The following is a 13,892-nucleotide window of genomic DNA, read 5'->3' on the forward strand; positions in this document are numbered from 1 at the left end:
ATAAAATAATCAATTTTTTGATTAGAAGAGCCTGTGTCTTGGCTTTAAACAACAATTCTGCTTATATCGGAAAATTGTTAAGTGCCTCATCGCGAACATTCCATAATCTTCCGGTGGAAGTGCGCTTATCTTATGATTTATACTGTGAAGCGAGATAATGATGACTAAAAATTGGACGCCTGCATCTTGGAGATCAAAACCGATCAAGCAGGTACCGACCTATCCTGACCCTGTAGCATTGGCTCATGTTGAAAGCGAATTGCGTCGTTATCCTCCTTTAGTTTTTGCTGGCGAGGCACGTAATTTAAAACACGAGCTGGCCCAGGTTGCCGAAGGTAAGGCATTTCTTTTACAAGGTGGCGATTGCGCGGAAAGTTTTGCAGAACATGAAGCAGATAACATCCGTGATTTTTTCCGGGTGTTTTTGCAAATGGCTATTGCGCTTACTTTCGGGGCGTCAAAGCCGGTTGTAAAGGTTGGCCGTATTGCCGGTCAATTTGCAAAGCCGAGATCTTCTGATACCGAAACCAAAGATGGCGTAACGTTACCGTCATATCGTGGCGATATCATTAATGGCATAGAGTTCAATAAAGAATCCCGTACTCCCGATCCCCAACGTATGTCGGAGGTTTACCGTCAGTCTGCTGCAACATTGAATTTGCTGCGTGCTTTTGCTCAAGGAGGCTATGCCAATCTTGATAATGTCCATAAATGGATGCTGGGTTTTATAGCAAACAGCCCGCAAGGTGAACGTTATAGCAAGCTGGCACAACGGATTTCGGAAACGATGGATTTTATGCGGGCAATCGGAATTACGCCGAAAACCAACTCATCACTTCGGGAAACGTCATTTTATACCAGCCATGAAGGTCTCCTTCTTGGTTATGAAGAAGCATTGACCCGTGTGGATTCAACTTCAGGCGATTGGTATGCGACATCGGGTCATATGCTTTGGATTGGTGACCGCACCCGTCAGTCCGATCATGCCCATGTCGAATATTGCCGTGGCATTAAAACTCCGATTGGTCTCAAATGCGGACCATCACTTGATCCGGATGATCTGATAAGGCTCATTGATATACTCAATCCGGAAAACGAGCCGGGGAGACTTACTCTGATAGCACGGTTCGGATATGATAAAGTCGAAGACCATTTGCCGCAGCTTATTCGCGCCGTCGAACGCGAAGGCAAGAAGGTCGTGTGGTCTTGCGATCCGATGCATGGGAACACAATAACCGCAAACGGCTATAAAACCCGTCCTTTCGAGCGTATCCTGAAAGAGGTGGAGAATTTCTTCGCAGTTCATCATGCGGAAGGAACCTATCCCGGTGGTATTCACATCGAAATGACCGGTCGCGATGTAACAGAATGTACCGGTGGTGCGCATGCTATTTCGGCAGATCATCTCTCTGATCGTTATCACACGCATTGTGATCCAAGGCTTAATGCAGATCAGGCTCTGGAATTGGCATTTCTTGTTGCGGAATTGTTGAAAAAACAACGTGATGCCGAAACAGTAAAGACTACAGCTTGAAACCGGTACTGAAAGCGGTTTGTTTTTCAAACTGAATGGTGAACGCATGGAGAGATTATTCAAGGCATTTTTGAATTCCCTTCATGCGCTCGGATATTTGCTAACCCACGAAAAAGCTATTATTCAAGAAGCTGTAGTTTTTTAGTTTCTCTCCCCATAGCTTTTTTTATCACTAAAGAATGGGGTAGCTTTCTTCTACTTACGGGATCTATTGTTTTTGTTATTATCGTAGAGGTGCTAAACACGGCGATTGAAGCGGCGTGCAATGCCGTCACACACGATTATCGCGAAGAAATTAAAATCGCTAAAGACGCAGGCTCATTAGCAGTTTTGCTCTCTATTATCTTAACACTATGCATATGGATTACAGTGATTATTCAAACCTTGTTTTTCGTTTAACTTATGCCGTTGCAAGTGCAACGATGACAGGCTAAATCAAGATCATGACCAAAAAGTTGATAGAAAATGACCTCACGCTCGCAATTGCACAATTAAACCCTGTTGTTGGTGACATTGAAGGCAATTTAAAACTTGCACTTGACGCCCACAGGCAAGCAAGCGATGCGGGTGCCGATCTTTTACTGTTTACTGAACTCTTTATTAGCGGTTATCCGCCTGAAGATCTGGTTTTAAAACCGTCTTTTAATGAAGCATGCGAAAAAGCAATCAGCGAGCTTGCAACTGTAACGACCAAAGGTGCAGGTATCATTGTCGGCGTTCCTCTCCGTCGAAAAGGTCATGTTTATAATTCTGCACTCCTTCTTGATGAGGGAAAGATCATTGCTGAATGTCGTAAATTCGACCTCCCGAATTATAGCGAATTTGATGAGAAACGTGTTTTTTCTCCGGGTCCCCGTCCGAAGCCGATCAATTTCCGCGGCATAAAGATAGGTTTACCGATTTGTGAAGATATATGGAACGACGACGAAGTGGCAGCTCGTCTTGCCGCTGATGGTGCCGAAATTATTCTCGTACCGAATGGTTCACCATATAGTCGCGAAAAACCGGAATTGAGATACGACGTCGTCAAAAAACAGGTGGTGAAGTCTTCTTTGCCGATCGTTTATGCCAACCAGATAGGTGGTCAGGATGAACTCGTTTTTGACGGCGCGTCTTTCGCACTCAATGCAAATGGCTCGAATGCTTTTCAAATGAACCATTTCGAAAGTGACCTGGCATTTAGCCATTGGCAAAAACAGAATGGGAAATGGTTTTGTCTTTCAGGTCCACAAGAAAAATTGCTTCATGACCTGGCTGCCGATTATCAGGCATGCGTTTTGGGATTTGGTGACTATGTCAATAAAAACAGATTCAAAAGCGTAGTGTTAGGGCTTTCGGGCGGTATCGATTCGGCTCTTTCGGCAGCTATTGCGACAGATGCTTTAGGTGCGGAGCGTGTTCATGCAGTTATGCTTCCCTATCGCTATACATCTTCAGAGTCGATAACGGATGCCGAGGAATGCGCCAAAATGTTGGGCTGTCGTTATGATACCGTACCAATTGCAAAACCGGTCGAGGCATTTGAAGATATTTTGACACCGCTTTTTCAGGGGCGCAAACCGGATATTACCGAAGAAAATTTGCAAAGCCGTACGCGTGGTACGGTTTTGATGGCTATATCCAACAAATTTGGCTCGATGGTGGTAACGACCGGCAACAAATCGGAAATTTCTGTCGGATATGCCACTCTTTACGGCGATATGAATGGCGGTTTCAATCCGATCAAAGATATTTATAAAATGCAGGTTTATGCACTATCCAACTGGCGTAACAACCATTTTCCGATAAATGGCTTAGGGCCTAAAGCAGCCGTCATACCCCAGAATATTATTGAAAAGGCTCCGACTGCCGAGCTCCGTGAGAACCAGAAAGATGAAGATTCGCTTCCACCTTATCCGGTATTGGACGATATTCTTCGTTGTCTCGTGGATGAAGAAATGAGTGTTTCGGAAATTGTTCAACGGGGGCATTCACGCGAGATAGTCGAAAAAGTCGAGCATTTGTTATACATATCCGAATACAAAAGACGCCAATCGGCTCCCGGTGTGAAAATCAGTCACAAGAATTTCGGCCGCGATCGGCGTTACCCTATTACCAATCGTTTTCGCGATAAAAATTGAGTTATATTTATGATTAAAGTTCGTTTTGCACCATCTCCAACCGGTTATATTCATATTGGAAACACCCGAATTGCCTTGTTTAATTGGCTTTTGCAAAAGCCAAGCAAGGTAAATATGTTTTACGTTTTGACGATACCGATCTTGAACGTTCGAAACAGGAATATATTGACGGTATTGGCGTCGATCTTGATTGGTTGGGGATAAAACCTGACGAAATTTATTATCAATCCAAGCGATTTGATCGATATAATGAAGTTGTAGCACAGCTCAAAGAAAAAGGTCTCCTTTATCCTTGTTACGAAACACCGGAAGAGCTGGAAAGACGGCGTAAAATCCGTTTGTCGCGTAAACTCCCGCCCATTTACGGACGTGAATCCTTGAAACTTAAACCGGAGGAGGTCAAGGCTTACGAAGAGGAGGGGAGAAAACCGCATTGGCGTTTCAAATTGCCTAATTTCGAATCGGACCCTTTCAAGACCAGAAGGACAGATGTGCACTGGGACGATGTGGTCCGCGGTCCACAAACGATAGATCTTGCCTCGATGTCCGATCCGATACTTATTCGTGAAGATGGCAGTTATCTTTATACACTGCCATCGGTCGTGGACGACATCGATATGGGGATAACCCATATTATACGCGGCGACGATCATGTCACAAACACCGGTGTACAAATTGCTATCTTTGAAGCACTTGGTGCAAAAGCGCCGACATTCGGTCACATCAATCTTTTGACGACGATTTCGGGTGAGGGGCTGTCTAAACGCAAAGGTGATCTGTCTATCCGCTCGTTGCGAGAAGAGGGATTCGAGCCTTTAGCGGTCGAATCTCTGGCAGTTCTTATCGGTACTTCGGAAAATGTGACTGCTTGTCGAAATCAAAAGGAACTGCTTGAACATTTTGATCTCACGTCCGCATCAAAGTCGTCAGCGAAATTTGACCCGGCTGATTTGTTGACGCTCAATAAGCACATTGTGCATGAGCTTGAATTTGATGAAGTAAAAGCGAGACTGGAAAAGATTGGCATCAAAGGTGAAGACGCCAAGCGGTTCTGGTATGCCGTTCGGGGTAATATCGATAAAGTGTGTGAAGCAAAAAACTGGTGGGACAATTTGGAGGTGAACAAAACGTTCGATGCAGTTTCACCGGAAGACCGTGAATATGTTCATCAATCAGCTTCACTTTTGCCAAATGGCGAACTTGATGAAAATAGCTGGAAAGTCTGGACGGATGCCTTGAAAAAACAGACGGGCCGCAAGGGAAGAGCGCTTTTTATGCCATTGCGGCAAGCATTGACAGGATTGGACCACGGGCCGGAAATGGCTGTTTTGCTGCCCCTTTTGGGTAAAAACAGGGTTCTTCAACGCCTGAAGGCTTGAATATTATATCCTTCGAATATTCATGAAAAAGGCAGCTCGTTTTATGAGCTGCCTTTTTATATTTATTCATTAAGAGTTAAACGGCGTGTAAGTCTTATTATCCGCTAATCAACATTTACGCGCTGTAGTAAGCGTTGTGTTTGCGCTATTTCCTAACGATTTTAAGCACAGCAGACGAAAAGAATTCACCTTTTTGTATCAATAAGCATAAATGCGGGAATATCGTTCCCAAATCCCTTGGGTGAGGGGGGCTCTTTTGACGAGTATTTGTCTTGATTGTGTCTTTGAGACCGTATCTGCTGTTGGTTGACCGGCATAGCAGTCTGTTTGTCGCCAGAACTGTCGGTTTTTTCGCCATTGGCCTTTGTCTGTTTTTTCCGGCGTTTAGGTTCGGGGGTTTCGGTCTGCTTTCCACTCGCGGGAGATTTTGACTCCGATGATTTCGTACGTTTCTGATCGGAGTCTTTACCGTTTTCTTCCGGAACCAGAGAAGATAAGTCGCCATCATACCATTCGATTTTTTGATCGCTCATCTTTTCTATGGCGTCGACATATTTTTTGTCGGCCTTGGTAACAATGGTGAAAGCTTTACCGGATTTTCCGGCACGTCCTGTGCGACCGATACGATGAACGTAATCTTCTGCATGTGTTGGAACGTCATAGTTGAACACGTGACTGACGTCAGGAATATCAAGCCCGCGGGCTGCGACATCAGATGCTACCAATAAAGCAATTTTCCCATCTTTGAAGTTTGCCAGCATAGACATGCGCGAACGTTGGTCCATATCTCCATGAAGAGCACCAACACTGAATTCATGCCGAACGAGAGAGCGGAAAAGTTCCGAAATGTCTTTTTTACGATTACAGAAGATAATCGCGTTTTTTAATTCATCACCTTCATTATGGATAAGATCACGCAAAACTGCTCGTTTTTCCCATGGTTTGCGACCGGAAGCGACGAGCTTTTGTGTAATCGTCTCGGCGGTAGAAGACGCTTTCGCGATTTCGATACGAACAGGTGTATGTAGAAATTGTTCGGTCAATTTTGTAATTTCCGGTGCCATTGTAGCCGAAAAGAACAAAGTTTGGCGGGTAAAGGGAATAAGTTTGCAAATACGTTCGATATCCGGAATAAAGCCCATATCAAGCATACGGTCAGCTTCATCAATAACCAGAATTTCTACACCGGTCAGCAAAAGTTTTCCACGTTCGAAATGGTCTAAAAGCCGCCCTGGCGTCGCAATCAGAACATCTGCACCACGGTCAAGTTTACGGTCCTGATCATCGAATGAAACGCCACCAATGAGTAGCGCTACGCTCAAATGATGATTAATGCCGTATTGATCGAAATTTTCTTTCACCTGCGCTGCAAGTTCACGGGTGGGCTCTAAAATGAGTGTACGTGGCATCCGCGCCCGTGCACGTCCTTTTTCAAGGAGCGTCAACATAGGAAGCACAAAAGAAGCGGTCTTACCTGTTCCCGTCTGTGCAATACCCAATACATCTTCGCGTTTCAAGACATGAGGAATAGCTCCAAGCTGAATTGGTGTTGGTTCTTCATATCCAATAGATTTTACTGCTTTGAGAACCTTTTCTGAAAGGCCCAAATCATTGAAACTGGTCAAAGGCGCTATCACTCTTTCTCTTTTTCGCCTAACTTAGGTGACAATAGTCAAAATGGTTCAACTATTCTACATTATCAACAAACGCGTTAAGGTGCATTGATAAAAAAGTCAACAAAAACGATCGTTTGCAATGCGTTTTAACGTGTATTCTTCTCAATAACGAAATTGTTCGGATAATATACGTTCGTCCCACGAATGGTTGGAATCAAATAAAATTGACGCTTTTACACCCTTTGCCAGAGAAATGACCACCGAACTGACCGACTTTACTTCTACATTGTCAGCAGCAGCATTAACCGGCCGTTTATCTAGTTCAAGCATATCAAAACGGACTGTAACAGAATTTGGTAAAAGTGCGCCATGCCATCTGCGCGGACGAAATGGGCTAACAGGCGTTAGCGCGAGCAATGGAGCAAGTAATGGTAAAATTGGCCCTTGAGCGGAAAGATTGTAAGCTGTCGATCCCGCTGGTGTTGCAACCATCACGCCGTCGCAATTGAGCTCGTCCATACGGATTTTGCCATCAATGCTGATTTTTATTTTCGCAGCTTGGTAAGATTGGCGAAATAAAGATACTTCATTGATTGCCAATGCTTCAACATGGCCTTCGGAGCTTGAATCAGCAATCATTCTGAGCGGCTTTATATCTTCTTTATGTGCTTTCGCAATCCGTTGTGGCAGATTGGCTATCCGATATTCATTCATAAGAAATCCGACAGAACCGCGATTCATTCCATAAATAGGCTTTCCGGAATTCATGAAATTGCGCAGAACTTCCAACATTGTCCCGTCGCCGCCCAAAACAACAATGACATCAGCATCATCCACGCTCGATTGACCGTAACGCTCTTCCAACGCTTGAAGAGAGTTGCGCGCCTGTTCGGTTTTAGACGCGATAAATGAAATCGCTCTATAGGTTTTTCCATCAAGATTGCTCGTTTTTTCAAGTAAATGAATTGGATGTGCTCGTGCCCAATTTTTTTATGAACCAAAGCATCCAATATCTCATCTGATACGATATCTAATCTGACACGACAGCTTTTTCAACAATACACAAATTTTGCTGACAAAGTTCGAGAATAATGGCAAGTTTTAGTGATTGCTTATTCGTGCAGATTAACCATTGAATCGATAGCGGCGCGTTTAGTGAAAGGTATCGCTTATGAAAACGAAATTGTTCTTGGCCCTTCCTATCGTATTTTTAACTTTTTCATTTGCTCATGCTGAACCGGCATTGAAAGGTTGTGCAGCTAAAAAACAAGCTATTGAAACGCAGCTTGATTATGCCCGTAAATACAACAATAGCCATCAGATAATCGGGTTGGAAAAAGCGCTGAAGGATGTTTCTGAAAATTGCACTGACGAGAAACTGAGAGCAGAACGGAAAGCCAAAATATCCGAAAAAACGAGAAAAGTCTCTGAAAGGGAGGCTGAACTCAACGATGCAAAAGCACAGGGTAATCGGAAAAAAATAACAAAAAAAATGGAAAAACTGGAAAAGGCAAAACAGGAGTTGAAAGAGGCGCAAGACGAATTGAATCGCTAATCAAACAAGTTTTGTTTTGCGATTTTTTTCACCCGTCAACGACATCTATAATCCAAAACATCTGAACTGACGTTCAGGTTAGAAACTTCTTTGTTTTTCAAATCCAGAAATAGATAGATAACCAGTTTTTGAGGGCAGGGGAGACTATTTAGAAATGTATTGTTTCTACACGATTTAAGTAAAGTAAGATATTCGAATGTTACGAAAATTGCCATTTGCTGACGGAAATGACAACTTCGGGGGGGGGGTGATCATTCGGCGAAGCTCATTTCAAAGGCTTTCCTTATCAGAAGATATTTTTTTAGGAGCTTTTGGGAAATACAGCGCGAGAAGGGGTAAATATCTTTACGATATTATTTCCGACCAAAACCTGTTCGTGAAGTTGATATTGATCTCAAGTTCAAGCAGATAAAGGTTTTCAAATCCACCTCATGATTAAATCCGGAAATCGTAATCAGTGACGTCTTTGTTGTTAAAAAGGAAGGTAGTACGAGCTATCTGTTAGAATGATAATCTCTCGGCTTTGTCTCACTCAATTCGAAGGGCTTTGAGCGGATAGTTAAATAGTTTCGCGGGATTCTCGGGACGTTCGTTTTCGTTATTTTTAATATTTTTCAACTTATTGACATAGAGAACGTTTTTCACCATTGAACCATTCACTATGATCGGATAGAAAAACGTCGAACAAATCGAATTTTCGAAAAACAATTTTCGGTTTTGCACCCGTAGCTCAGCTGGATAGAGCGCTGCCCTCCGAAGGCAGAGGTCAAGAGTTCGAATCTCTTCGGGTGCGCCATTTTTAAATATCGGATTCGATCCGTGGACTGTTTGGGGAGCACCGTCAGGGATAAGTCTACATCTTATTCCTGTCGTTCCGGATCAACAAAGTTCAAATAACAAATACCTAGACCATGAGCCAATGGAAAGCCAAAAGTTATCAATCATTAGCTCGTTATGACAAACAGAACTCTCCAATCTATAATATTGTCGCAAAAGAGATTGCATCAGGTACTCGGGAAAATCGGACATTGATGTGATGAGTGCTTAAATACAGGGACAAGGATACACAAAATAACTGAACTAACCCTATTTATTGATAGGGGCGGCTTCCTGATTGATTCTGATCCGGGTTATGAAGATCATTTTGGCTAAAAACCGACAAAGGTCGATGACAATCTTGAGTGACGGTTGGTAAAGCCTGAAAGTTATTATGTTGAATTGCCTCCAATAGATGATTTTACGGCTTGCTGCGAGGGAGTGTCGTTTTATAAATCCGTTAATTCTTAGGGGGAGAGTCTAAAGAGCATTCTAGCTGCAATAAATAACTAAAGGCCATGGGCTGATAACGGTGTAAGCAAGCAACAGCCAATAATTATCTGGCCCTCAAAAGACAAGGGGCTCCACATGAAAAGTAAAAAAGATATCCTCATTTGATGACTGGATGAAGTATTGCCATTAATGGATAAACGTGGAGAATGATGGATCACTTATGTGTCGGCTGAACTACCGCTTGAACTGTTATCAAATTACAAATCATACTTGTGAAGATCACTTTGATCTCAGGTGCATTGTAATGACAGAATAAGAACACAACCTCTAACGCAATAGCTTTCAGTTATTAAAAGCTATTTTTTAATAGTTTTGATGTATTCCTATCTTTAGATTATTTTTTGGATGCACCGAGCCACTTCATGCCAGCATTAGTCTATCGAACTTGTATGTCAAAATGTGATTGAGTGGTAATAACTGATTTTCCAACAAAACAAAAATTTTCTATAACATGCCAGATTAACTCTACACAATTAGCCAAACCCTTTAATTTTTTGTTTCATTCTGTACAATGTTCTATTACCTTTCGGTTCTGATTTGATAAAAGAGCAGCGAGATGTGGCAACTAGTATTTAGCTTTGTATTAACTGGTTTGATTGGCAGTTACATCACATTCAAATATCAAAAGCGAAATATTGAGTATCAGTCTTTTTGGCAAGAGAAAGAAAGAGGATTGATAAGATAAATGATATTAAAAGTATATTAATAAACTAATCATTCATAGAGTCGTTGCTTCAAGAAGAATACTAGATTGTTATCAGGGAATTGATAAAGAAGCGTACCTTAAAGACGTGCGAGATGAATACATTTTAGCAAAAGACAAATGGAATTATGGTATAAATTCTATATTCCTAGAGCTTGGAAATCTTGGAAGTGAAAGGATTTATCATTTTAATGCCTTTTATATAGAACGAGTTATACATAAAGCTTTTGTTGAATGTCATCATTTAATAGTAGACATTAAAATCAAAAAAAATATATCGAAATATTATGAAGCAATATCTATATTAGATAGTATATATAATATGCAAAGTGAAATTACACGGCGTTTGACGCGTGAGGTCAATCTAATTCAGTCTAATATAAAATATGGTGACACCGATCCGTTGAGTATTGAAAATCTAGATAAAGCCAGTCTATTAAACTTATTATTTGCTCTCTTTTACAAAACCCGAACCTTTTGCGCGTACCTCGCTCTTGATTCATTTGCAAAAAACCATTCTTTTGTGGGGTTTAAGGGCATAGGCTTTAAAAGCATTGCAGCTAAAGACGCCATCTCTAACTCATTCAACACTGGTTTATCTTTGAAACGTTTTTCGATCGCAGCTTCAAAACCTATTATGTGGCTGCCTAAAAATGCGTTGCGCATATAACAATTTAAAATTTGCTTTTTTGAAAATTTAAAATTCAGTAAAATAGCTAGAGTCATTTCATATATTTTTCGTGAGATTGTTCGTTCTCTGTAATTAGTAATTGTTCTCACAAGTTGCATATCAATAGTACTAGCGCCGCCATATTTTTTACCTATAAGCATATTTTTAAATTCACGAAGAATAGCTTTAAAATCAACCCCACAATGCCTAAAAAAATTTCGATCTTCAAGGGCTAATATATAATAATGAAGCTCAGATACGTATTCGTCATTATCCTCCATATAAGAAGAAATCGATATAATATCCATATTTATGTTTATTATCAAATTCCTTATTTTTCTATTTACATTTTTAAATAGTAGATTATGTGGTTCGGAATTCATTTATACTGACCTATCGTCTATTTATAAATATTTTTATGTACCTTAATTTTCTCATAACTCATTGATGATAGCTGTTAATTCCGTTATACGTTGATTGATTAATGTGTTCATCTCTGAAGTGTAAATTAAATGATACATTGTACTACTTTCGACTTTTAATGCGGCAAAGCTAGCTTGAGCTTTTTCGTATTTTTCCCATGCCTTTTGTGATTCTTTTAATACTTTTTCTGAAAATTAGATATCCATTCAGATCGTTCAATTTTTGTTATGAGCAGTTCTATTTTTTTCTGATATTTCCATGTTATCGGATGCTTCAATATTCATTGCTGTCTGTGTCATGGCCTTGCTAATCTTCTCAACTGATGTTTCAACGATTTCGTCTTTTTGTTCCTATAGTGAGAACGGTGACACGTCCGTATCAGCGTTTACATTTTAACTAAGCTGGGATCGTAATTTATTCTTTTTGGATATTTCATCATTTCCAAGTTATTTAAATATTTTTGAATGTATTTTTTACCAATAAATGAACAAATAAGAGCAATGATCATCAGTGCAGGTTGGATTAAAAGCTGATCATTTTATATCCTTTTAGGATGACAAGAATAAAAGTTGTTACTGTCCAATTTATAAGTGTTCCTCAAGGTGATGATTTATTAAATAACTCTTTTAATTGTATAGCTTGAGGGTACGCGCGGGTAAATTATTATCTTTGTGAGTAAAATCTAGAAATGAACATCTTCAAAAAATCACAAGGTAATTGGATCAATGAGTTGAGGTGTTTAAAAGCGAGCATATGATTCTCCGAAGGCAGAGGTCAAGAGTTCGAATCTCTTCGGGTGCGCCATTTCCTCGTTTCAATGCGTTTTAAAGTTGAAAGACGATTTTCAATCATCCATTATTTATGGCTAAAATGTTAAGAACCGAGTTTGAATGCATAGAGGTTCTAACAAGCCGTTATCTTGAAAAACACGGTCGAAGACCATTCTTTCGAAATTTTGTGATGGAAATACAATTCGGAAAAAACATATTCATGAATCATGTGAGTTGCCGTTTTTTGAATGTTTGTTTTGTCACAACATCCAAAGAGGGCAACTCTCACTTTGAAAAGTCCAAACTGTCAGATCATGTCTAAACTTTTAGATATCGGAGTACCGGTGGTATTTTCTCAATCCTCAACTTGTCAGATGCACATGCAAGATATTGATAGGAAAAAATGAGGTTTTGTTGGCCTGGGCTTTGCCAATCTCCATTAGCTGTCTATTCATGTTTATATAAGTTGACTGCTGACAAATGATCCTGCCCATTATCAATCCGGAAATTGCACAATTCATAATCAATCAACTCGAAATCAACCCGGTCATCTGCAATCTTAAAACAAGCAATGTTCTTTCTGCCGTTTATAGTGCCTTGTGTTTTGCTTTTCAGGTAATCGGGGACGAGCTCTATACAACATACAACTATTTACGGTTAATTGGATAGCAGCGCTCGTAATGAATAAGCCCAAGTCTTTGTAGGAGAAGGGGGAATCAAATAGCCTCACAAAGCTTGAAAAATTTCAAGTTTTGTGAGGCTGATAATTCAGGTCGAAAAACGATCAAAGTCCTTCAGATTTCTTAAATCAGAAAAAACCTTTTCTCTGCCACCAGCCGACGCGTTTCGGTTTTTTATCTTCATTTTCATCCGATGACGTTACGACCGGTTCTGTTGTAACCGTTTCGTTGTTTTCAGCTGTAGTTGTCTTCGCTCTGGCCGTTTTGCGCGAAGATTTTCTTGCCGGTTTTTCTGTTTGGACCTTCACATCATCAATCGCTGTCTCATTTGATTGTGCTTCGGCTTTAGCTTTCCGTGAACGTCTAGCAGTCTTTTTAGCAGGTTTTTCAGTTTCTTGTGCTAACTCGGTTTCTTTCGACGTCACAGCATTTGCAGTTTCATCCGAAATTGTTTCACTTGTTGTTTCTTTCGTTTTTGTCTTCCGTTTGCGTCCGCGAGAAGCAGGTTTTTTATCTTCTTCACTTTCAACAATTGCTTCAACATTCGTTTCGGAAACTACTTTTTCTTCTTCTGCTGAGGTTTTTTGCGTCCGTCTCCTGCGCGTTTTTGTCGGCTTTTTTTGCTCTGTCTTTTGTTCTTCCTTAGAAACTTCCGTTTCCGAAGAAGCTTTTAGCTCCTGCGGCTCTTTTACAGCAACGGGTGTAACCTGAACTGCAACTTCCGTTGCCGAAAAACCAACCGGTTCTGCATGAGGAACTCGGCGTTGGCGTCTTGCAGCAATAACCTCTGCAAGCGCTTTTTCAGCAAAATCGCCTACCGGTTCCGCATAAGGAATTCTACGACGTTCGAAGTCGCCGTCACGGTAGCGCCTTCCACCGCGACGCCCACGCCGGCGACGACGTTTATTGTCTTCGTCACTGCGTACAACATCATCTTCATTCCGGACGCGTTGATTTTTTCCTTCATTGCGATCGTTCGATTTTCCGCGATTGCGACGTTTGCGCCTTTGGTTATTATCGGTATTGTCACTATCTTTTTCTTCGCTCTCGACCTCGATTGCGGTTTCTTCGACCTCATTGTCATCATCCGCTTCATCGTCTGCTGGAAGCTGG

General features: G+C 41.1%; 6 protein-coding genes, 1 tRNA gene and 3 pseudogenes. 6 read left to right on the forward strand and 4 right to left on the reverse strand.

The window, feature by feature from the left end; all coding sequences use genetic code 11:
- The first annotated feature begins 160 nt into the window (after positions 1–160).
- The 4 genes and pseudogenes from BBC0178_RS05445 to gltX all read left to right on the forward strand — a co-directional run bounded on the left by BBC0178_RS05445 (position 161) and on the right by gltX (position 5,033).
- Positions 161–1,534 carry a class II 3-deoxy-7-phosphoheptulonate synthase gene (locus BBC0178_RS05445; RefSeq protein WP_078040376.1) on the forward strand — a complete coding sequence of 458 codons (1,374 nt, stop codon included), beginning with the start codon at positions 161–163 and terminating at the stop codon, positions 1,532–1,534.
- 46 nt (positions 1,535–1,580) lie between these two features.
- Positions 1,581–1,933: pseudogene (locus tag BBC0178_RS05450) on the forward strand (diacylglycerol kinase).
- Positions 1,934–1,977: 44 nt separating this feature from the next.
- On the forward strand, positions 1,978–3,654 hold the full coding sequence (locus BBC0178_RS05455; RefSeq protein ID WP_078039469.1) for an NAD+ synthase: 1,677 nt from the start codon (positions 1,978–1,980) through the stop codon (positions 3,652–3,654).
- Between the two features lie 9 nt (positions 3,655–3,663).
- Positions 3,664–5,033, forward strand: a pseudogene (gltX, locus tag BBC0178_RS05460) (glutamate--tRNA ligase).
- A 185-nt stretch (positions 5,034–5,218) separates the two neighbouring features.
- Here gltX and BBC0178_RS05465 read toward each other — a convergent pair.
- Complete coding sequence (locus BBC0178_RS05465) at positions 5,219–6,670, reverse strand: DEAD/DEAH box helicase (RefSeq protein ID WP_077971348.1); 1,452 nt, start codon at positions 6,668–6,670, stop codon at positions 5,219–5,221.
- Between the two features lie 141 nt (positions 6,671–6,811).
- Positions 6,812–7,564, reverse strand: a complete 753-nt coding sequence (locus BBC0178_RS05470) for an NAD kinase (RefSeq protein WP_078039470.1) — start codon at positions 7,562–7,564, stop codon at positions 6,812–6,814.
- A 256-nt stretch (positions 7,565–7,820) separates the two neighbouring features.
- On the opposite strand from BBC0178_RS05470, the gene BBC0178_RS05475 reads away from it, so the two are divergent.
- On the forward strand, positions 7,821–8,204 hold the full coding sequence (locus BBC0178_RS05475) for a DUF1090 domain-containing protein (RefSeq protein WP_078039471.1): 384 nt from the start codon (positions 7,821–7,823) through the stop codon (positions 8,202–8,204).
- 719 nt (positions 8,205–8,923) lie between these two features.
- Positions 8,924–9,000, forward strand: a tRNA-Arg gene (locus tag BBC0178_RS05480).
- A gap of 1,695 nt (positions 9,001–10,695) precedes the next feature.
- On the opposite strand, the gene BBC0178_RS05485 is transcribed toward BBC0178_RS05480, so the two are convergent.
- Together BBC0178_RS05485 and BBC0178_RS12315 are read right to left on the reverse strand one after the other, a co-directional pair.
- Positions 10,696–11,289 carry a biosynthetic peptidoglycan transglycosylase gene (locus BBC0178_RS05485; protein WP_078039472.1) on the reverse strand — a complete coding sequence of 198 codons (594 nt, stop codon included), beginning with the start codon at positions 11,287–11,289 and terminating at the stop codon, positions 10,696–10,698.
- 51 nt (positions 11,290–11,340) lie between these two features.
- Positions 11,341–11,499 (reverse strand): annotated as a pseudogene (locus tag BBC0178_RS12315) (lysozyme inhibitor LprI family protein); the annotation flags it as partial.
- Positions 11,500–13,892: the final 2,393 nt, after the last annotated feature.

Source organism: Ditibartonella apihabitans, assembly GCF_002007485.1.
GTDB lineage: Bacteria > Pseudomonadota > Alphaproteobacteria > Rhizobiales > Rhizobiaceae > Bartonella > Bartonella apihabitans.

What these genes read in the sequence shown, in the direction of transcription:
- BBC0178_RS05455 (WP_078039469.1), top strand. Translation starts at nt 1,978, where the DNA reads ATGACCAAAAAGTTGATAGAAAATGACCTCACGCTCGCAATTGCACAA.
- BBC0178_RS05445 (WP_078040376.1), top strand. Translation starts at nt 161, where the DNA reads ATGACTAAAAATTGGACGCCTGCATCTTGGAGATCAAAACCGATCAAG.
- BBC0178_RS05485 (WP_078039472.1), bottom strand. Translation starts at nt 11,289, where the DNA reads ATGAATTCCGAACCACATAATCTACTATTTAAAAATGTAAATAGAAAA.
- BBC0178_RS05475 (WP_078039471.1), top strand. Translation starts at nt 7,821, where the DNA reads ATGAAAACGAAATTGTTCTTGGCCCTTCCTATCGTATTTTTAACTTTT.